The 18,013-nt window shown below is 51.5% G+C and carries 17 protein-coding genes; 3 read left to right on the top strand and 14 right to left on the bottom strand.

What is annotated here, in order from left to right; translation table 11 throughout:
- Window positions 1–381: 381 nt before the first annotated feature.
- Window positions 382–1,998 carry a (Fe-S)-binding protein gene (locus AC0YN4_RS28990; protein WP_475837406.1) on the bottom strand — a complete coding sequence of 539 codons (1,617 nt, stop codon included), beginning with the start codon at window positions 1,996–1,998 and terminating at the stop codon, window positions 382–384.
- Entirely contained in the window at window positions 1,991–3,406 is a 1,416-nt protein-coding gene (locus AC0YN4_RS28995) for an FAD-linked oxidase C-terminal domain-containing protein (RefSeq protein WP_475837407.1), read from the bottom strand. The genes AC0YN4_RS28990 and AC0YN4_RS28995 overlap by 8 nt, the downstream gene beginning before the upstream one ends.
- Window positions 3,407–3,550: 144 nt before the next feature.
- Between AC0YN4_RS28995 and AC0YN4_RS29000 the strand changes: the two genes are divergently transcribed.
- Entirely contained in the window at window positions 3,551–4,276 is a 726-nt protein-coding gene (locus AC0YN4_RS29000) for a FadR/GntR family transcriptional regulator (RefSeq protein WP_475837408.1), read from the top strand.
- A 481-nt stretch (window positions 4,277–4,757) separates the two neighbouring features.
- On the opposite strand, the gene AC0YN4_RS29005 is transcribed toward AC0YN4_RS29000, so the two are convergent.
- The 12 genes from AC0YN4_RS29005 to coxB all read right to left on the bottom strand — a co-directional run bounded on the left by AC0YN4_RS29005 (window position 4,758) and on the right by coxB (window position 16,181).
- Window positions 4,758–5,312, bottom strand: coding sequence for a D-lyxose/D-mannose family sugar isomerase (locus AC0YN4_RS29005; RefSeq protein WP_475784309.1), 555 nt, complete (start codon window positions 5,310–5,312; stop codon window positions 4,758–4,760).
- 8 nt (window positions 5,313–5,320) lie between these two features.
- The gene (locus tag AC0YN4_RS29010; protein WP_475837409.1) at window positions 5,321–6,562 is read right to left on the bottom strand and encodes a carbohydrate kinase family protein; all 1,242 of its coding nucleotides are present in this window, start codon (window positions 6,560–6,562) and stop codon (window positions 5,321–5,323) included.
- Between the two features lie 8 nt (window positions 6,563–6,570).
- Window positions 6,571–7,731, bottom strand: coding sequence for a Gfo/Idh/MocA family protein (locus tag AC0YN4_RS29015; protein ID WP_475784307.1), 1,161 nt, complete (start codon window positions 7,729–7,731; stop codon window positions 6,571–6,573).
- Between the two features lies 1 nt (window position 7,732).
- Window positions 7,733–8,581 carry a class I fructose-bisphosphate aldolase gene (locus tag AC0YN4_RS29020; protein ID WP_475837410.1) on the bottom strand — a complete coding sequence of 283 codons (849 nt, stop codon included), beginning with the start codon at window positions 8,579–8,581 and terminating at the stop codon, window positions 7,733–7,735.
- A gap of 119 nt (window positions 8,582–8,700) precedes the next feature.
- Window positions 8,701–9,450 (bottom strand): DeoR/GlpR family DNA-binding transcription regulator, encoded by a 750-nt coding sequence (locus tag AC0YN4_RS29025; RefSeq protein WP_475837411.1) that lies wholly within the window; start codon window positions 9,448–9,450, stop codon window positions 8,701–8,703.
- A 34-nt stretch (window positions 9,451–9,484) separates the two neighbouring features.
- On the bottom strand, window positions 9,485–10,525 hold the full coding sequence (locus AC0YN4_RS29030) for an aldose 1-epimerase family protein (protein ID WP_475837412.1): 1,041 nt from the start codon (window positions 10,523–10,525) through the stop codon (window positions 9,485–9,487).
- A 263-nt stretch (window positions 10,526–10,788) separates the two neighbouring features.
- Window positions 10,789–11,253, bottom strand: coding sequence for a DUF420 domain-containing protein (locus AC0YN4_RS29035; protein WP_475837413.1), 465 nt, complete (start codon window positions 11,251–11,253; stop codon window positions 10,789–10,791).
- Window positions 11,254–11,292: 39 nt separating this feature from the next.
- On the bottom strand, window positions 11,293–12,195 hold the full coding sequence (gene ctaG, locus AC0YN4_RS29040) for a cytochrome c oxidase assembly factor CtaG (protein WP_475837414.1): 903 nt from the start codon (window positions 12,193–12,195) through the stop codon (window positions 11,293–11,295).
- A gap of 85 nt (window positions 12,196–12,280) precedes the next feature.
- Window positions 12,281–12,595, bottom strand: coding sequence for a cytochrome C oxidase subunit IV family protein (locus AC0YN4_RS29045; RefSeq protein ID WP_475784301.1), 315 nt, complete (start codon window positions 12,593–12,595; stop codon window positions 12,281–12,283).
- 3 nt (window positions 12,596–12,598) lie between these two features.
- Entirely contained in the window at window positions 12,599–13,219 is a 621-nt protein-coding gene (locus tag AC0YN4_RS29050; protein WP_475837415.1) for a cytochrome (ubi)quinol oxidase subunit III, read from the bottom strand.
- Complete coding sequence (ctaD, locus tag AC0YN4_RS29055; RefSeq protein ID WP_475784299.1) at window positions 13,216–15,126, bottom strand: cytochrome c oxidase subunit I; 1,911 nt, start codon at window positions 15,124–15,126, stop codon at window positions 13,216–13,218. The genes AC0YN4_RS29050 and ctaD overlap by 4 nt, the downstream gene beginning before the upstream one ends.
- Window positions 15,127–15,137: 11 nt before the next feature.
- The gene (coxB, locus tag AC0YN4_RS29060; RefSeq protein WP_475784298.1) at window positions 15,138–16,181 is read right to left on the bottom strand and encodes a cytochrome c oxidase subunit II; all 1,044 of its coding nucleotides are present in this window, start codon (window positions 16,179–16,181) and stop codon (window positions 15,138–15,140) included.
- Window positions 16,182–16,531: 350 nt separating this feature from the next.
- On the opposite strand from coxB, the gene AC0YN4_RS29065 reads away from it, so the two are divergent.
- Together AC0YN4_RS29065 and AC0YN4_RS29070 are read left to right on the top strand one after the other, a co-directional pair.
- Window positions 16,532–17,272, top strand: a complete 741-nt coding sequence (locus tag AC0YN4_RS29065) for a hypothetical protein (RefSeq protein WP_475837416.1) — start codon at window positions 16,532–16,534, stop codon at window positions 17,270–17,272.
- Between the two features lie 241 nt (window positions 17,273–17,513).
- Complete coding sequence (locus tag AC0YN4_RS29070; protein ID WP_475784296.1) at window positions 17,514–17,957, top strand: MarR family winged helix-turn-helix transcriptional regulator; 444 nt, start codon at window positions 17,514–17,516, stop codon at window positions 17,955–17,957.
- The last annotated feature ends 56 nt before the right edge of the window (window positions 17,958–18,013 follow it).

Here is an 18,013-nt window from a genome sequence, read left to right on the forward strand (position 1 = left end):
ATAAGAGCCATCTTCCAACCTGTAACGGTTGTGACAGTGGTTATTTGGCCACAAAAGTTCGTTTTGATTTTCTTACGGTTGCTAGCGGGCTTATTTGGACATTTTCCGGCAAAAATCACCCCTTGCGCAGTAAATAACGATGCTCACAACCGTTAGAGTTTTAAAGGTAGTTGTTTCTATGAAATAGCCACGCTGACAACCGTTACTAGGCGATAGCGAAAGGTTGGCGACCCGACAGACGCTCATGGCTGCGACTGTGCAGAGTACGAAGAGAAAAGCTATTAAACAAGCAGATAACGCAAGAAACCCGACGTTTATAAACGTTGGGTTTCTCTTCATTCTGCATTTGGGACTGAGACCCCGGACTGTTTCTTTATGTGCCTATTCCGACTTACATATCCGCTCATGCAGAAAATCAACCAGATGCACGGCTTCCATCTTGCCGCTCATCCCATGCTTCTCGATGCCGAGCTTCATCTGCAGCAGACAGCCGGGATTGCTCGTGAGCAAGTAATGGGCATCCGTTCGTTTCACATGATCCATCTTATGATCGAGAATTTGACCGGCCATATCCGGCTGGGTCAAATTATAGATCCCTGCCGAGCCGCAGCAGCGGTCTGCTTCGTGGAGTTCAACGAACTCCGCGTTCGCCACGCTGCGCATCAGCTTGCGCGGCGCTTCGGATGAGCGCATCGCGTTGCGAAGATGGCAGGAATCCTGGTAGGTGATGCGGACCTTGTCGGTGGATGCGAAGCTTACGCCGCCCCCTCCGCAGGAGCTGCCGCATCCGGCAGCGGCGGTTTCAGCCGCACTGCTCGAGCTCGGCTTCGCCACGTCACCGCTGCCGCTTGCTGCGGCTGCTGCCGCACTGCTCGAGCTCGGCTTCGCCGCGTCACCGCTGCTGCTTGCTGCGGTTGCTGCCGCGCTGCTCGAGCTCGGCTTCGCCGCGCCGCCTCCTCCGCTGCTCGGCGCCGCGGCTGCCTTGCTCGCCGCCACGGCCTGCGTCGCCGCAGCCTGCAGGCGGCCGTGCTCCACGAGCAGCTTGCTCACATCAAGCGTGCGCTTCGCAAACCAAGCTGCTCCTTGCGCCCACTGCGGATCATCGTGCAGCAGGTGGTCGTATTCCACCAGCAGCGCGCCGCAGCCGCCGGCATTGGAAGCGATCCAATCGACGCCTGCGGATTGGAACGCCTTGATGTTGCGTTTAGCCAGCTCCTTCGCCCCAGCTTGCTCGCCGCTGTGTGCATGCAGTGCGCCGCAGCAATTTTGCGTCTCGGGAATAACGACGTCGAAACCTGCTTCGTTCAGCAGTTCAACCGTATGCTTATTCGTTTCCGTGAATAGGACATCCATAATGCAGCCCCGAAACAAACCTACCGTTCCCACGCGCTCACCTGAAGCCGGATGATAGGAGCCGATTTGCTCGACCACGCCGCGATACGAAGCATTCGGCAAGATCTGCTCCATCTGCCCCATATGGGCCGGGAACAGCTTCATGAGACCGACGCCGCGAACGAGCTTGCGCAATCCGGACTGCTGATAGATTTGCAGCGCTCCTCCAAGCAGCCGCATCCGATTCTGATGGGGGAACATCCCCTCAAATGCGGTCTTGCGTGCCAGCTTCACCCACCAGCGATGGCTCGTCGTATGCTGCTCGATGGAATCGCGCGCCTGCTCCAGCAGCTGCCCGTATTTCACATCGGCAGGACATGCCGGCTCACAAGCACGACAGCCCAAACAATGATTCATCTGTGTCTCAAACGCATAGTCGGGATCCATGATCCCATCCGCAACTGCCTTCATTAACGCGATACGTCCGCGCGGCGATTCCGCTTCAATGCCTGTTTCGCGGAAGGTCGGGCACGCCGGCAAGCAGAAGCCGCAGCGCATGCAATTGGTGAGCTGATCATAATCGAGCGTACTCTTCAGCGTCGTCGCGAGCTCACTGCACTTGCCGCCTTCCCTGGATTCAAGCAGGGAGACAAGGGAGTTAGCCATGGCCGAGCACCACCCTTTTGCGTGTTGATTTGGCGAACATTTTGCCCGGATTCAAGATGTTGTTCGGGTCAAAAGCCGTCTTGATCGCCCGCATAACCTCCATGCCAGCCGCGCCTACCTTCCACTCCAAATACGGTGCTTTCACAAGGCCAACGCCATGCTCTCCCGTAATCGTGCCGCCGAGCGCAATTGCGGCCTCGAAGATTTCCTCGAAAGCCAGCTCCACACGATGAATTTCATCCTTATCGCGCGCGTCTGTCGTAGCGGTCGGATGCAAATTGCCATCCCCGGCATGGCCGAACGTACAGATCGTCACGTTATGCCGCTCGGCAATCTCGTTGATCGCGAGCACCATCTCGGCGATCTTCGAGCGCGGTACCGTCGCATCCTCCAGAATCGTCGTCGGACGCAATCTGGCCAGCGCCGTAAAAGCACTCCGCCGCGCAGTCAGCAGCTTCAGCGCCTCCGCATCATCGGCTGCTATAGTAACCCGCTCCGCATTCTCGCTGCGGCAGATCTCCGCGATTCGCTCAATATCCCGCTCCACCATCTCCGGATCGCCATCCTGCTCGATGAGCAGAATCGCATCCATATCGAGCGGAAGTCCCAGCTTCGCGAAATCATCCACGACTCGAATCGTCGGATTATCCAGAAACTCCAGCGTCGCCGGAATAATGCGGTTCTCAATGATCTTGGAGACCGTGCGTGCCGCGCCGTACAAATCCTTATACATCGCGAGCATCGTCTTCTTCGTCTTCGGCGGCGGGATCAGCTTCAGCGTCGCTTCCGTAATAACAGCAAGCGTGCCTTCTGAGCCGACCAGCAGCTTCGTCAGATCATAGCCGGCAACGTCCTTCATCAGCTTCCCGCCGGTACGAAGAATCTCGCCGCTTGCGAGTACGGCTTCAAGGCCGATGACGTAATCCTTCGTCGTTCCATATTTCAAGCCGCGAAGCCCGCCTGAACACTCGGCAATATTGCCCCCTATAGTCGAGATCGCCATACTGCTCGGGTCCGGCGGGTAGAACAGACCAAGCTGCTCCACATGCGCAATAAACTGCTTCGTATTTAAGCCGGGCTGCACGGTAGCGGTGAGATTCTCGAGATCCACTTCCAGAATGCGGTTCATCCGGTGCATCACCATGACGATCCCGCCTTGGACCGGCACCGTTCCGCCGCATAGATTCGTACCGGAGCCACGGCTGACAACCGGGATGCGATGCTCCTGCAGCAGCTTCAATATGGCCGACACCTGTGCCGTATTCTCAGGATATATGACGCCATCCGGCAGCGATTGCAGCATCGGCGTTCCATCATAAGAATGTGTAATTAGCGATTCCGGATCATCCTTGAACCACTGCCCGCCAACAATGGAGCGCAGCTTGCTTGTAACCGTATCATGAAGCATGAAAGAGTTCCCCCTCAGCGGAAAATAGATCAGGTCGTCTGATGACTTTGCTTTGAAAAAAGTATATCATAGGATGGAGAAATGCGACATCGATAAATAACCGTCATTTTGAACATCAGCTGCTCACTCAGGAGGTTTCTCCCTATGAATAGAATGGAACGCCCGCTCAAGAGTAACGAATGGGTTTCTCGCGAGCTCTACAGCCGCATTACATCAGGTGCTATTCTCCCCGGCGACAAGCTTCCGTCCGTTGTAGACCTCGCCGCCGAATACGGGGTCGGACGCTCTACGATCCGCGAAGCATTGAGCGCGCTCAAAGCGAAAGGACTGCTCGATATTCGTCAAGGCGGCGGCACCTTTGTCTTATCGCCTGAACCCGCTCAGCTTGAGGACAGCGCAACTGCCGCCCTCAAGGAAGACTGGCTGGATCGGGCCGACTCGCTGCTTCAATTGCTGGAGGTGCGCAAAGTGCTCGAAACTGGCTGCGCCGCACTCGCCGCTAAGCATCGCAGCGCTGACGATCTTACCGCTCTGCACGAGACGCTTCTCCAGATGGAGCAGCAACTGCCTGACGAAGCCTTCAGCGAGCAGGCCGATGTCCGCTTACATGAGCAAATCGCAGCCGCGACTCATAACCCGATGCTAATCGAGCTCATGAAGTCGCTTTCGATGCGGCTGCATGAGAGCATGCGCGATACGCGCTCCCTCTGGTTCTACGCTGAACGGCAGTCTGCGCGGAGGCTGCTCGAAGAGCACATTGCCCTCGTCGATGCAATCGAACAGCAGGATGAAGCTCTCGCCTCCTCCCGCATGGAAATTCATCTCGCCAAGGTCGAGCAGGTGCTTCGCGATAAAACCGGCAACCTATAGCGGCAACTACATTACGTTGGGTCTTTTTGTATTTTCTAAATTACAGCGGGGCTGTTCCGGTCATTTAATTATGACTTTTGGAACAGCACCATAAGCTACTTTTTGCTCCTTAGAGTTAATCCGGGGAAGAGCAAATTTTTAACGGTTGTCATAGAGGCTATTTCTTAAAAATTAGCCTGTTTGAAAATCTAACGGTTGTTACAGAGGTTATTTGCAGCAAATAGGCTGTTTCCTAGTGGAAAACGTCCAAATAAGCTCTACAGCAACCGTTAGAATATAAAAAAGGTGAATATAGGCCAAATAACCACTCTCACAACCGTTAGAGTTGGGAGTGACCAAGCATGCGTTCATCGCGAAGGTACAAGTGAGTGGATTCCCACCTTAACCTACTCATTCAAGAGATCCAGGACAACAGCGAAAAGGGGCTATCCCAACGTCATCATGGATGACTTTTGGGACAGCCTCCTTTACTCTGCACATCCTATAGATCTTCTTCAATGACAGGAATACGCAGTACGTTCGGATCGGTAAAAATATCAAATTCATCGCGGCTCGTGCTGGAGAACTCCGACACAATCGCGCCTTCACTGCCTGCCTGGAACCAATGCTTCGTTCCCGGGGAGATGGTGTATTGCTCGCCAGGGTTCAGCTCAATCTCATGAAACACCGTGTAATAGGGCTCGCTGCCTGCCGGTACTTTCGCTTGGATCGCGGCAGCCTGCTCTCCTTCAACATAGAGCCACACTTTACCGAAGCGGCAGCGGAACGTTTCCAGCTTGCCGGGATCCGCGCCAACCGGCGGATGCAGATGCTCGGGGCAGGTTTGGCCGGCAAACAAAACAAGTTCTTTCGCGCAATAGCGATCATTATTAATGTACGTGATGAGTTCGAGCCCTTGCGATTCCAAGTCTTCTAATCCAAACGTTGCAACCTCAATGTTGTCACGTTCCTCTGCCGTCAATACAATCCCTACTTGACCAAACAACTCCGCCGTCCGCTGCTGCGCAGCACGCACATCGCTTCTCTTCACACTCATTCGCCTCCTTAGGATTCAGCCATTCGCGTAGTCATCGTGACAGCTTCCAACAGCCCATACCAAACGCCTGCCTCAGCTTCACTGCTCCAGCCGGGCAATGTCAACGTCACCGCTTTTCTTCGCCACCCTGCCACCATGCGCTGCTGCAAGGTTTCCCACGCCGGAACGCCGCTAGTCGCATCCGCATGCTCTACATTGCTGGCGCCTACCGCAACCGCGCCATTCAAGACTGCTTCAGGGCTCAACCCCTTCAGCAATCCGGCTATGAATCCCGCGATCGTGCAATCTCCCGCTCCTGTAGTCCCTGCAACGTCGACCTCAAAACACGGCACGAGCAGCTCACGGTCCAGCCAAGCATCTACATCCGCAGGCGCTCCGGCCCCCATGGCCGCCAGCTTCGCACGGTTGTCTGTTGTCCGCAGGTAGAGCCCGTGCTCGCCGAGCTTCAGCACAACTACGCTGACGCCAAGCTCCAGCAGTTCTTGCGACAGCTCCCGCAGAAGCGGACCGTCTGCGAACGGCAACAAATCATTCGTATCATGAACGGCTGACAGCCGATCGTATTCTTCCCGCCGGAGCATATACAGAATCTCCTCGAAGCTGGGCAGAAACACATCTACGTGCGGGAGCGCTTTCACAAATACGCTTCGCCAGTCCGCCAAACCTGCAGGCGACTCCGGATCGGGTTTCGCCAGATCCAGCGATACCGTCAGCCCTTCTCCCTTTACGCGCGACAGCAGCTCAGCCAACTCCGTTCCGCCGTCCTCGTACATTTTCCGCATCAGCGGCGGGTAACCGAAGTGGAACAACCGCGCGCCTCTCAGCGCTTCAATAGGCAGATCATCGGCCGAATACGTATCGTTAGCCCCCGTACAATGGAGGAAAATCCGGTCGATATTCGGCGGACTGATTACCAGCGAATAGGAGGTATGCTCACCTGCTGCGACGATCATGCCACCTGCAAGCTCCTGTCCATATCCGCGCAGCACATCCAAGATAGCCCCTCCGAACAAATCATCGCCGATCTTGCCCATCAGCTTCGTGCCTACACCAAGCCGGTGCAGCGCAAGTCCCGTGTTCGACACGGCCCCACCGGTTGATATCACGGCTGCCCCAATATCCACCAGCTTACCCGGAACGAGAATCGCGCCCATTCCGTCTTTCTTCGCCTGCATAGCAGGGATAACATCCAGACAAATATGACCGGCCACCACAACTTCGACATCCGCGTTTGCGCGTAAAGCGCTCAAGCTCAAGGCTAATCCCTCCAGTCGATCGTTACGGTTTCTCCGGTGCGCTGCGATGCAAGTGCCGCCGTGAATACGAGGTGGCTGCCACGCGCTTCTTCCGGCGTTGCGCAATAAAACGGCTGCCTCATCCCATCCTTGCCGCTGACAAGTTCATCACAGAACGCAGCCCACATTTGCAATATCGAATCCGAAAATCCAAACTCGAAGATCCCTCCCGTAATCGTCCCATAAGCGGATTTATACGGTACATCCACCGTATGCCATGCCTGCTGCTTACCCGGTGAATAAGGGAGCGAAGAGACTTGCTTCGGATTCTTCGTGCTGAATTCCGCGGACATCTCTGTTCCTTGAATGCGAATAAACCATGTATTCGCATGTCCCGGTGCAATTCTTTTCGTGGACAGCACCATCGGGAACTCTTGATCGGCTGTCTTCACTTCACAGGCCAGGACCGCATTATCCCATGTTTCGCAAGGAACCTTATCGCCTTTGCTATCCGGTCGTTCGGATACGATCTTACTTAGCAAGGCCCGCACATTCTCTGGCTTCCAACCGAACCGCATCGGAAGATGAAGCACATGCATCCCCAGATCGCCCATACAACCATACTCGCCATTGGTAGCTACGCGGCGTTTCCAATTGATCGGTTTCGTCGGATCAAGGTCACTCGAATGCCAGAAGCCTGCCTCCACCTCGATAATTCGCCCAAATTTACCTTCATTCACCCATTGAATGATCTGATGTGCGCCCGGATAGAAAGGGAACTCCGATGAACAGCGGACAATCACCTCGGGATGCGCGATCATTGCGGCATTGATGCGTGAATTCGCTTCTTTGTCGATGCCGAAGGGTTTCTCGCCAAGCAAATGCTTGCCTGCAGCAATAATATCCACGTAGATTTGCGCATGCAAATTATGTGGAACGGCGCAATATACAGCATCCACATCAGGGTCGGACAGCAGCATCTTATAGTCGGAGTATACGCGCTCTACGCTTGGCACCTGACGTTGAAACCACTCCGCCGCAGATGGATTTGCATCACATACCGCCACAATACGGGGTTCAAACCCGACTCCCTCCAGGTGCAGCCATCTTGCCGCCGCACTGGCGAACTCCTTGCCCATCAAGCCGCAGCCAATAACGCCGAAACGAACGATATGTCTCTCCATCCTACTTCGCACCCTCTCCGCCTAGAATGGCCAGCGCTTCCGATGCCGCAGCGCCATGATGCACGATCGACATCAGTGCATTCGTCATGCCTGCCGGATTCGGGTGCTGAATGACATTACGGCCGTAAACGATACCTGATGCGCCTTGGTTCATCAGCTCTACCGTACGATTTACGATTTCTTCGTCACTTGCTCTGCCGCCGCCGCGAACCAACACCGGAATTCCGGAGGCTACCTCTATAACGCGGTGATATTCCGTCACATCGTCGCATGGATCGGCTTTAATGACATCCGCGCCAAGCTCCACGCCTTGGCGAACAAGCGGCATGATTTTGTTAATATCGCCGTCAACCATATAGCCGCCTTTCGCCGCATTCGGCAGCATAACCAGCGGTTCGACCATAAGCGGCATGCCATATTTCTCACATTCACTCTTGAGCAGCGAAATGTTACGCACACACTGGTGGTGCAGCTCCGGCTGACCCGGCAGCAGCAGCAGGTTCACACATACCGCGACGGCATCAAGCGCGACCGCCTTCTCAATTGCACGATCCACAAGCTCGCTAAACAAGAAACGCGGCAGCTCTGTTCCGTAGATATTCGCCGCATCCGTACGCAGGACAAGTCCGGGCTTCTTCTTGCCGGGAACCGCCTGCAGCCACTTCGCCTGACCGATGCTGAGCTGAATGCAATCCGGATTCGCCTGGACGATCGTTTCAATCGCCTGCTTCATATTCTCAATACCGGACAGGAAGGAAAACTCATTGAAGAAGCCATGATCTACCGCAACATCAAAACACTTTCCTTGCTCGCTAAACATCCGATTGAGACGTGGTGCTGTCGATGCCATATCTACCATCCCCCTCTGTTCTGTTGGAACAAATAATGTTCGTTTATAACATTATTCTATATGAGCTCTTTACACCTGTCTATCAAATTGTTTAAAACAAACACACAATGACATGCCAACTAAGCTTCCAACAGCTGCAGACCATTCTCGCGGCAAGCCTCAATTAGCGATTGCTCTGGCAACTGATCGCAAATAACGCGATGGACCGCTGACAGCGGAGCGAACGAGAACAGCTCCTTCGCCCCATATTTCGTATGGTCGACGACGACATTGACCTCTGTCGCTTGCACGATGGCCATCCGTTTGATTTCAGCCTCGTACATGTTGGAGTTGCTGAAGCCATGCTTTGCCGTAATCCCCGTTGCCCCAAGGAACACGCGGTCAAATGCCATTTTCCCAATCGCCTCTACTGTTCCGGGACCTACTAACGTAGATGTCGTTTCCAGCGCCATCCCGCCCGTGACAACGGTGGTAATCCCTCGTTCCAGCAGCTCCATCGCGATATTCAGTGCATTCGTCACTACCGTGATATTCATTCCCGCCCTCAAATGCCTCGCGACATAAAGGGTAGTCGTGCCGCCATCGATAAATATCGAATCGTTCTCGATTACGAGTGCTGCCGCTGCTCTTCCGATTCGATTCTTCTCCTCGGTCATCACGACGGAGCGATCCTGCAGCGCCACATCCTTCGATGCCAATATGGCACCGCCGAAGGTTCGCTTCACGTAACCCGCCAGCTCCAGCTTCTCCAGATCGCGACGAATGGTCATCTCCGTCACGCCAAATGTTTCCTTGAGTCCGGCTACCTTCACCTCGCCGCTGTTCTCCAGCATCCCGAGCAGCTGCTGCTGTCTCTCATTCATGCTCATCGTCATCTAGCCCACTCGCCCTTCCGCGCTGCTCTTAGCTAACTGTCAATTCCAATTCATAGACTAGCGATGCTCCGGGCTCCAGCATGACCAAGCTTCCCCGCTGCCGTTCGGTCTCCATCCCTTCAACATCGCAGTTGGAAGGTTCTATGCCAAGAGCATGCACACCGGCACCCGGCATCTTCCACTGCACCAGCTTCGGAAGCGTATCCGTGTTCCAGCTCAGCTTCACCGCTATCGGCGAAGTATGTCCCATTGCAATCGGGAACTCAGGCTGATGAATGGTTACGGATGCTTTCTCGCCTACACGCTCGGGCAGTTCATGATAATACACACGCTCCGCGTATTCCGGATCCGGCTTATCCCACCGGTCATATCCCGCTACCGGAACTTCCGCTTCTCGCGGCACAACCTTATCCCCATCCGGGAACTTAATCCGCGACTGTTCTGTCAGCAGCGGATAACCAAAATTCACATGATACAGCATCATATGCGGACAAGCTTTGAAGCCCGCATTCTCTACGACGTCGCGGATCGCAACTCGATTCTCGCCCAGTCTGCATCTGATCTCACGTCTAAGCCGAAGATGACCGCCGAACATGGACGTTTCCTCCAGCGTACCTGCGATTCGCATCTCGTACTCATCGCCTTCCCACCAACCTTCGGCAACCACTTGCCTTGCAGATGTATGATGGGCTCTTCCGTGCAAGCCATAAGAGCGGCCATCCACTTGGCTCGGTGATCCCGCACTAATCAAACCGCAGGTCATCAGCAAACCACCCGAAGCGGTGCGCAGCCACCCTGCTTCCTGATCATCATAGTGAGAAGAATGCACATCTCCATTTGCTGACTGCCAAGATAACGATCCACCTCCGAATGACGCGGATGAGATATCTAGTCCCTTATCAGGCATAACTTCAAACGATAAGCCTGCTCCTGTTCGAACAGACAGCACCGATGAACCGGCTTCATTGCCTTCCGTCAGCGTCAGTCTGCGAATCCCGCCAATTTGTTCGATTCGCCCGACTCTGGCTTCTATTTCCCGGCGTGTATATTGTCGTCCATGCAGCTGCATCGATCGCACTCTCCTGTTCGATTCAAACATCATTTGTTCCTTATTCACATATTTTACTGGTTCCCTACAAGTCTGTAAACATAAGCCTTCAAATCCCCCCGATACCGCTTCAAATGATGCATTTCTTGCAACATTTCATAACCAGGTGTGCGATAAGAGCACGCATTGCACCTCCCCCTAAGCAGACAGCCCCTAAACGCAAAAAAGGGACGCAGAAAATGCTTCTGCGCCACCTTTTGAATACATTATTTTCTCTTGTTTGCTTAATTACCGAACAATACATCCAGTACCGGCTTCGTATGACCGCCCGGATACAAGAGATAGAGCAGCACGTAGACTGTAATTCCTGTGATTGCCGTGAAGAACCAGATGACTGACGTCACGCGGCCCCATTTGCGATGTTTGGCGAAACGGCTCTTGAAGCCAAGTGTCAGCGTAGTCAGTCCGAATACGGCGCCTACTGTTGCCAGCACGATGTGGAAGAATAGGAATGTCAGGTAGTAAGGCTTCAATTCATCAGAGCCGCCCCAGTCTGTATTGCCGACGAATATCGTACGCGATACATAGATGATAAAGAAAAGCATCGCAGACACAGCGCCTGCAATCATCACTTTCTTGTGAGACTCAAACCTTCTCTTGATAGCCAGGCTCCAGCCGATCGCAACGAGAATCGCACTAAGTGCGATAAAGGAAGTACTTATAGTAGGTAGTAACGTGTAAAGTGACAAGGAGCATCCCGTCCATTCATGAAATATCAAACTTATTTATTAGCTAAGCGCACCACTGTCCGGCAATTCATCGTCGGAATCAGCATGTTCTTTCTTATACCAATGGAAGAAGACATAGGCCAGAATTGCGCCGTACATCACTTCCTGAACCAGCTTCATAACGATACCGCCTAGCTGCTGGTCCTCGGTTACGCCCATTAAATTGAAGAAGGTCGGTCCGCCGTCATAACTCGTGAGCAGCAGACTCGGATCGCCGGCTACGCAATAGCCCATCGCCTGAGCCCAAACTTCAGGGTCGTTGTAAGTCGCATACATCGGATGACTGGCGAAAATAATAAGCGCACAAGCCGGCGTAAGCAGCATGCCGCTTGCGAATATATACGCCATTTTACGGACATCGGTCAGTCGATTCCACTCCGGCACCGGGCAGGTAATCTGGAACCACATCATAAACGAAGTGGCAAGTAGTACCAAGTAGTAGATTCGATGAATCGTAAAATGCGTCATCACGTAGTCATGAACAGCCGGTACGTGATACACCGAGAATAGCATATTAAACACGACTAACGTGAAGATTGGATTCATTAACGAACTGTATCTTCTCCAGAACGGTCTGGCAAACACATAACGCCAAATATATGCGGGAATGCCGAGCAAGAGCAGCGGCGGCACGATTAAATACGATAGGGACATATTCACCATATGGAAGGTGAACATCATATGGCCAAGCAGTTCGAGCGGTCCGCCTTGCGCCAAATAATAAAGCACCATTCCAGATACAAACAAGATCTTCTGCAGCACCGTGACACGAGGTTCATTGGGCGCATGTTTTTCCTTCCAAGGTCCAGCCAAGTAGAAATAGAGGATAACCAATGCTGTCATCATGAAGAAAAACCACGGGCTCCATAACTCTTCAAAGCTGAAATATTGCAATCCGAGCATGATGGTACCCCTTTCCATACAAACACACATTTACAACAAAAGAGGGGGCCAACTAGGACCTCCCTCTCTTCAATTTAAACCCGTATTACCACCAAGCCCAATATTCGGCCATGATGACAATCGTGAATACTACGAATACACCTGTTAGAATACCGACCAATGGGAAGATATGACCGCGGTCTTTCATGTGCATCCAGAAGCCCATTTGAATGAAGACTTGAACGAATGCCATCAGAACCAGCGAGATGTAGATAAACGACGTGTTGATCTCGCCTGCTGCAACCATTGCGAATGCAATAACTGTAAGCAGAATCGAGAAGATGAAAGCGATAATATGCTTCTTCGGACCTTCATGCTTATGATGCTTCTTCTCTTCGGTAGCGGAATGTTGATTAGCCATTCGTTAGCCCACCTTTCCCATCAAGTAAACGACGGTGAAGATGAATACCCACACAACGTCGATAAAGTGCCAGTACATACCGGCAACATATATCTTAGGAGCTGTAACGACATTCAAACCTTTTTTGAAGATCTGCAGAATCAGAAGCGTAATCCAGAGAACCCCGAACAATACGTGAGCACCGTGGAAGCCGACGAGCGTGTAGAACGACGTACTGAATGCGCTTGTTGAGAACTTATGTCCTTCGTGAACGTAATGATTGAACTCATAAATCTCAAGCCCCAAGAAGGCAAGACCGAAGATTACCGTGATAACCAGCCACCATACCATCGACTTCACTTTGTTCGTGTGCATCGATTGGATCGCGAACACGCTGGTCAAGGACGAAGTCAACAAGATGAATGTAGCGATTGCCACTGTTTTAAGATCGAACAACTCCATCGGAGTTGGGTTGCCGTCGCCGACTTGATGGCGGAGTGCCAGGTACGCCGAGAAGAGCGTACCGAACAATACCGTTTCACCGCCAAGGAACAGCCAGAAACCAAGAACTTTATTACGTCCCTCAAGGGTTGCCTTTTCAGGCTCATGAGGGAGTTGGCCATCTACGTGTGTATGTCCACTCATGCTTTAACCCCCTTATTCCCTTGAATCTCATCCACTTCGATATGGAATCCATGATCATCATACACCGAACGCAAGAACATGCATGCAAGTGTAATTAGCATTCCGAATATCGCGATAATGTGATGATTTAGAATATACGCCCATGCGCCTGTACCGTAATCGCCTTTGGCATACATGAATCCAAGACCTGCGATGAACAAGCCAACAGCCATGAAGAACGGAAGAATAGAAGGTGAAGGCATATGAATTGGACCAAGCGGTTCAGCAGGGACCATTTCTGTTTTGCCTTCCATTTTCTCTTTCCAGTAAGCATCATATCCGCGAACAAGCGGAGTTTGAGCAAAGTTGAACTCTGGTGCCGGAGAAGGAATCGTCCATTCCAGTGTACGTCCGTCTTCCCAAGGGTCATTGCCCGCATCACGCGGTTTCATTGAAGTAATGACAACGTTAATCAAGAACAAGATCGTACCGACACCCATCAACATAGCGCCGACAGTACTAATCATATTCAGATTATTGAAACCCATACCGTCTAAGTAAGTCCATACACGACGCGGCATACCCATTAAACCAAGGAAATGCTGTACGAAGAATGTAAGGTGGAAGCCGATAAAGAATGTCCAGAACATGATTTTGCCGAGTGTCTCGTTAAGCATGCGACCGAACATTTTAGGCCACCAGTAGTACAGACCCGAGAACAGACCCAAGATCAATCCACCAACGATTACGTAGTGGAAATGGGCAACGACGAAGTACGAATCGTGATATTGGAAGTCAGCTGGTGCTGCTGCAAGCATAACGCCCGTTACGCCACCCATTACGAACGTTGGTACGAAACCAACCGCGAACAGGTTTGCCGTTGTGAAACGGATCGAACCGCCCCACATCGTGAACAGCCAGTTGAAAATTTTGATACCTGTCGGAACGGCAATCAGCATCGTTGCAATGGAGAACAATGCGTTCGCAACCGGTCCAAGACCTGTCGTGAACATGTGATGCGCCCAAACCATGAAGCCCAAGAAACCGATCAGCACCGTTGCGAATACCATGGAGCTGTATCCGAACAACCGTTTACGCGAGAATACGCTGATAACCTCGGAGATAACCCCGAATGCCGGCAGGATCAAGATGTAAACCTCAGGATGTCCGAAAATCCAGAAGATATGCTCCCAGAGTACGGCATTACCGCCGTTAGTCGGTTCGAAGAAGTTACCGCTGAATACGCGGTCGAACATCATCGCAACCAAGCCTACTGTCAGAGCAGGGAAAGCGAACAGGATAAGCGCCGAAGTGATGAACGCCGTCCATGTAAACATCGGCATACGCATGAAGCTCATGCCTGGAGCACGCATGTTAATAATTGTTGCCAAGAAGTTAATACCGCCAACCAACGTTCCGATACCGGCAATTTGAAGACCGATAACATAATAATCGAGACCGTGCGTTGTACTATAAGTCGATGTCGAAAGTGGTGCGTATGCTGTCCATCCTGCATCCGGCGCGCCGCCGGCAAACCAGCTGACGTTTAGAAGAACGCCACCGGCAAAGAATGTCCAGAAACCAATAGCATTAACGAACGGGAATGCAACGTCCCGCGCGCCGATTTGCAACGGTACGATCGCATTCATTAAGGCGAATATGATCGGCATCGCCGCAAGGAAGATCATTGTTGTACCGTGCATCGTAAGTAATTCGTTGAACGTATGCGCCGCTACGAAATCATTTAACGGCTTCCATAGCTGAATCCGAATCAGGAGTGCTTCCAGTCCGCCAACCAGGAAGAAGAATCCGCCTGATAACAGATACAGAATGCCGATTTTTTTATGGTCAACGGTTGTCAGCCAATCCATCAGGCCACTATACCGTTTAACCGCATGTCCGTGAGCCAAAGTAGGTACCTCCTTCATTCCGTAAGTAATTAATATTCTAGCTTCAAGCCTGCCAGGTATTTCGCGATGGCATCGACTTGCTCTTTGGTGAGGTCAACCTTAGGCATTAATGTGCCTGGTTTTACTTCTTGTGGATTTGTAATCCATCTCTTCAGGTTCTCTTCAACCGTACCTTCGTTAGCGTATTGCGCTTGGTCTGTATTAACCAGAATACCTGCTACCGATTGTTTGCTTCCGATACCCGTCAGATTCGGATAGATTTGTCCGCCGTTACCGCCGATTGCATGGCAAGACAAGCACTGTTTATTAAGCAGTTCCGCGATTTCCTGATTCTCAGGCAGCGCAACCGGATTCTTCATAGCAGCTACCCATCGATCAAATGAAGCGCGGTCTACAACCTTCACTTTGAAATCCATCAAGGAGTGAGAAGGTCCGCAGAGCTCGGCACATTTACCTAAGTACACACCTGTCTTCGGTGCTTTGAAGTACATAATGTTCACGTTGCCGCCCGGATTCGTATCTGTTTTACCAGCTAGCGATGGAATCCAGAAAGAGTGAAGCACGTCTGCTGTTTTCGCTTCGATCGAGATAACCGCATCGTTTGGAATGAGCAGCTCTTGTGCAGTCTTCACACCAAGGTTTGGATATTCGAACTCCCACCAGTATTGGTGAGCTGTAACCTTAACCTGTATTGCAGCCGGATCCTTCGTATAGTCCTTGGCAAGTCCGAATACGGACTTCACCGTTGGAACGCCGAGGATGATCAGCAGGATAATCGGAATGACTGTCCAAATAATCTCCAGCTTGTGGTTCCCTTCCACTTGAACAGGGATCGATTTGTCGCCTGGACGGCGGCGAAAGCGAATAATAACATAAACTGCAATAGCGAAAACGACTAGAACGACCCCGATCATAACCCAGATCGTTAATTTCATTAGTCCGTACTGTTCTTCGGCAACCGGCCCTTGCGGTCTAAGCGTCGACAAGTCAGCTCGTCCGCAAGCTGACAGCAGCAACACCATTCCGGCAAGAAGCGGCATTAGCCGTTTTAGAACGTGCCACCGATTCATCATCAATCAACCCCACTTTTTACGTTTTCGCAGCTGCCGTAGATGGCGCAAAAAGCGGCTGTGCTGCGTGAAATCCTAGATGTTTAGACAACTTCTGCAATCTAATCACTTTATTAAATATAAAGTTGAAGGTGTTATTTGTCAATGTTCCCAGGCGTGTTCACAAATTGTTCTCATACCAGTAAAATCGCTGTTTTTCACGGTTTTTCCGCTTGCCATTTTACCGTTTCGAACCACCATGTCTATCCTACATTGTGTGCAAAAACCATGGTTCTTTATGTATCGAAATAGCATGCATATTTGTTTCCCTCTAGCCCATCCTAAAGCTAGGTTAATGAAAGGAGCTACCCTTAATGAAAAAGCGAGCAGCTTATCGTTTGTTTCTCATTTTGATTGCCGCCTGTGCAATGGTAACCGTCATGGCCTTAAGCGGCTGTAACTACGAGCGCCATGTTCAGAACAGCACGTTCGACTACGGCTCTAAGAAGAAAGGCGATCCGAAGATGCTCGGCAGCCGGATGTATGGCACAATGAGCGGATTGCCGGGTCAGCACGACAACGACTGGTTTGAATACAGCTCCCTCATTTCGAATGATGTGTCTAATGTTAACGGTGTCGCCGGTGCAATCGTCATGCTTACCGATAAGAATGCTTATGTCGCCATTACAACGGACTGGACTGCTACAGGCACGCGCAAAACAGGCGGTCCCAAAGAACAAAATAACGGCGGTACAACGGAAGGCGTCTATAATGTCGACAACGGCAGCCCTTATTGGAACAATCAGCGGGTCGCAACACCTTACAACTCTGCTCTCACCATCAATGACCACAATGAAATCTCCGGTGAATTGAAGCAGACGATTGCCATTCATGTCCGCAAGCTGGCTCCTGCTGTTCAGGAGGTTCATATCTCGGCGAACAAAGAGTTCAACAACCACATGGTACAATACGCACAGGAGGCTTGGGCAGGACATTCCCTCACGCCGTGGCTGTCTTCATTTAATAAACTCGTTAAGCATCAATTTGTAGGCGGGGACGAAGTTCCGCAACCGATCGATAGTCAGCTCCGAGCTCGCGCTCATATGCACCAATAATAACGATTGTGTTCATACGATTAGCCGGACTGAAGCGCAGTATGCGTTTCAGTCCTCTTTTGCGAGTTGTAAATGGCATCTATATAATGAAGGAAAAATTCAACGCTTTGCATTTATTACATGGTACAAGTGTGCTCAAATCGAGGATGCGGTAGTCTTGACAAATAACCGGAATTCATTTATCTTTAAATTAAGATATCAAGTATTAAGACAAAAACTTGCCGCATTCGAGGTGAATATCATGTCTAACGAAATCGATCAGGAATTGCATCTCTTCATTACATTGTCCCGAGCACATCAGTGGGTCAGCGCTCATGTTCATCAAGATATTCGCAAGCACAGCCTCAACCCGACGGAGTTTGGCGTACTCGAGCTCCTTTACCATAAGGGTGAACAGCCGCTGCAGCAAATTGGCGAGAAAATTCTGATGACGAGCGGAAACATTACTTATGTCATCGACAAACTTGTGGCCAAAGGATTGGCGCATCGTAAAGCATGCCCTACCGATCGTCGTGTGATCTATGCTGAAATTACGGAGCAAGGCATACAATTTCTTGATGAAGTCTTTCCGAGTCACCGTGAGGTTATCTCCGCGGCAGTGAGTGGTTTATCTTCCGAAGAACAGAAGCAAGCCATTCTTCTATTAAAGAAACTCGGTCTCGCGGCACAAAGCAGCTACTCGTAGAGCTTCTTCCTTTCAATTTGACGGACCGGATATCTTAATGTTAAGAAACTTAATAT

The organism is Paenibacillus sp. J22R3 (assembly GCF_056269305.1).

Bases quoted from the DNA above. Each gene is read 5' to 3' on its own strand.
- AC0YN4_RS29045 (WP_475784301.1), bottom strand. From the start codon at position 12,595: ATGGCTAATCAACATTCCGCTACCGAAGAGAAGAAGCATCATAAGCAT.
- ctaD (WP_475784299.1), bottom strand. From the start codon at position 15,126: ATGAAGGAGGTACCTACTTTGGCTCACGGACATGCGGTTAAACGGTAT.
- AC0YN4_RS29015 (WP_475784307.1), bottom strand. From the start codon at position 7,731: ATGGAGAGACATATCGTTCGTTTCGGCGTTATTGGCTGCGGCTTGATG.
- AC0YN4_RS28995 (WP_475837407.1), bottom strand. From the start codon at position 3,406: ATGCTTCATGATACGGTTACAAGCAAGCTGCGCTCCATTGTTGGCGGG.
- AC0YN4_RS29065 (WP_475837416.1), top strand. From the start codon at position 16,532: ATGAAAAAGCGAGCAGCTTATCGTTTGTTTCTCATTTTGATTGCCGCC.
- AC0YN4_RS29020 (WP_475837410.1), bottom strand. From the start codon at position 8,581: ATGGCATCGACAGCACCACGTCTCAATCGGATGTTTAGCGAGCAAGGA.
- AC0YN4_RS29070 (WP_475784296.1), top strand. From the start codon at position 17,514: ATGTCTAACGAAATCGATCAGGAATTGCATCTCTTCATTACATTGTCC.
- AC0YN4_RS29050 (WP_475837415.1), bottom strand. From the start codon at position 13,219: ATGAGTGGACATACACACGTAGATGGCCAACTCCCTCATGAGCCTGAA.
- AC0YN4_RS29025 (WP_475837411.1), bottom strand. From the start codon at position 9,450: ATGAGCATGAATGAGAGACAGCAGCAGCTGCTCGGGATGCTGGAGAAC.
- ctaG (WP_475837414.1), bottom strand. From the start codon at position 12,195: ATGCTCGGATTGCAATATTTCAGCTTTGAAGAGTTATGGAGCCCGTGG.
- AC0YN4_RS28990 (WP_475837406.1), bottom strand. From the start codon at position 1,998: ATGGCTAACTCCCTTGTCTCCCTGCTTGAATCCAGGGAAGGCGGCAAG.
- AC0YN4_RS29000 (WP_475837408.1), top strand. From the start codon at position 3,551: ATGAATAGAATGGAACGCCCGCTCAAGAGTAACGAATGGGTTTCTCGC.
- coxB (WP_475784298.1), bottom strand. From the start codon at position 16,181: ATGATGAATCGGTGGCACGTTCTAAAACGGCTAATGCCGCTTCTTGCC.
- AC0YN4_RS29005 (WP_475784309.1), bottom strand. From the start codon at position 5,312: ATGAGTGTGAAGAGAAGCGATGTGCGTGCTGCGCAGCAGCGGACGGCG.
- AC0YN4_RS29030 (WP_475837412.1), bottom strand. From the start codon at position 10,525: ATGCAGCTGCATGGACGACAATATACACGCCGGGAAATAGAAGCCAGA.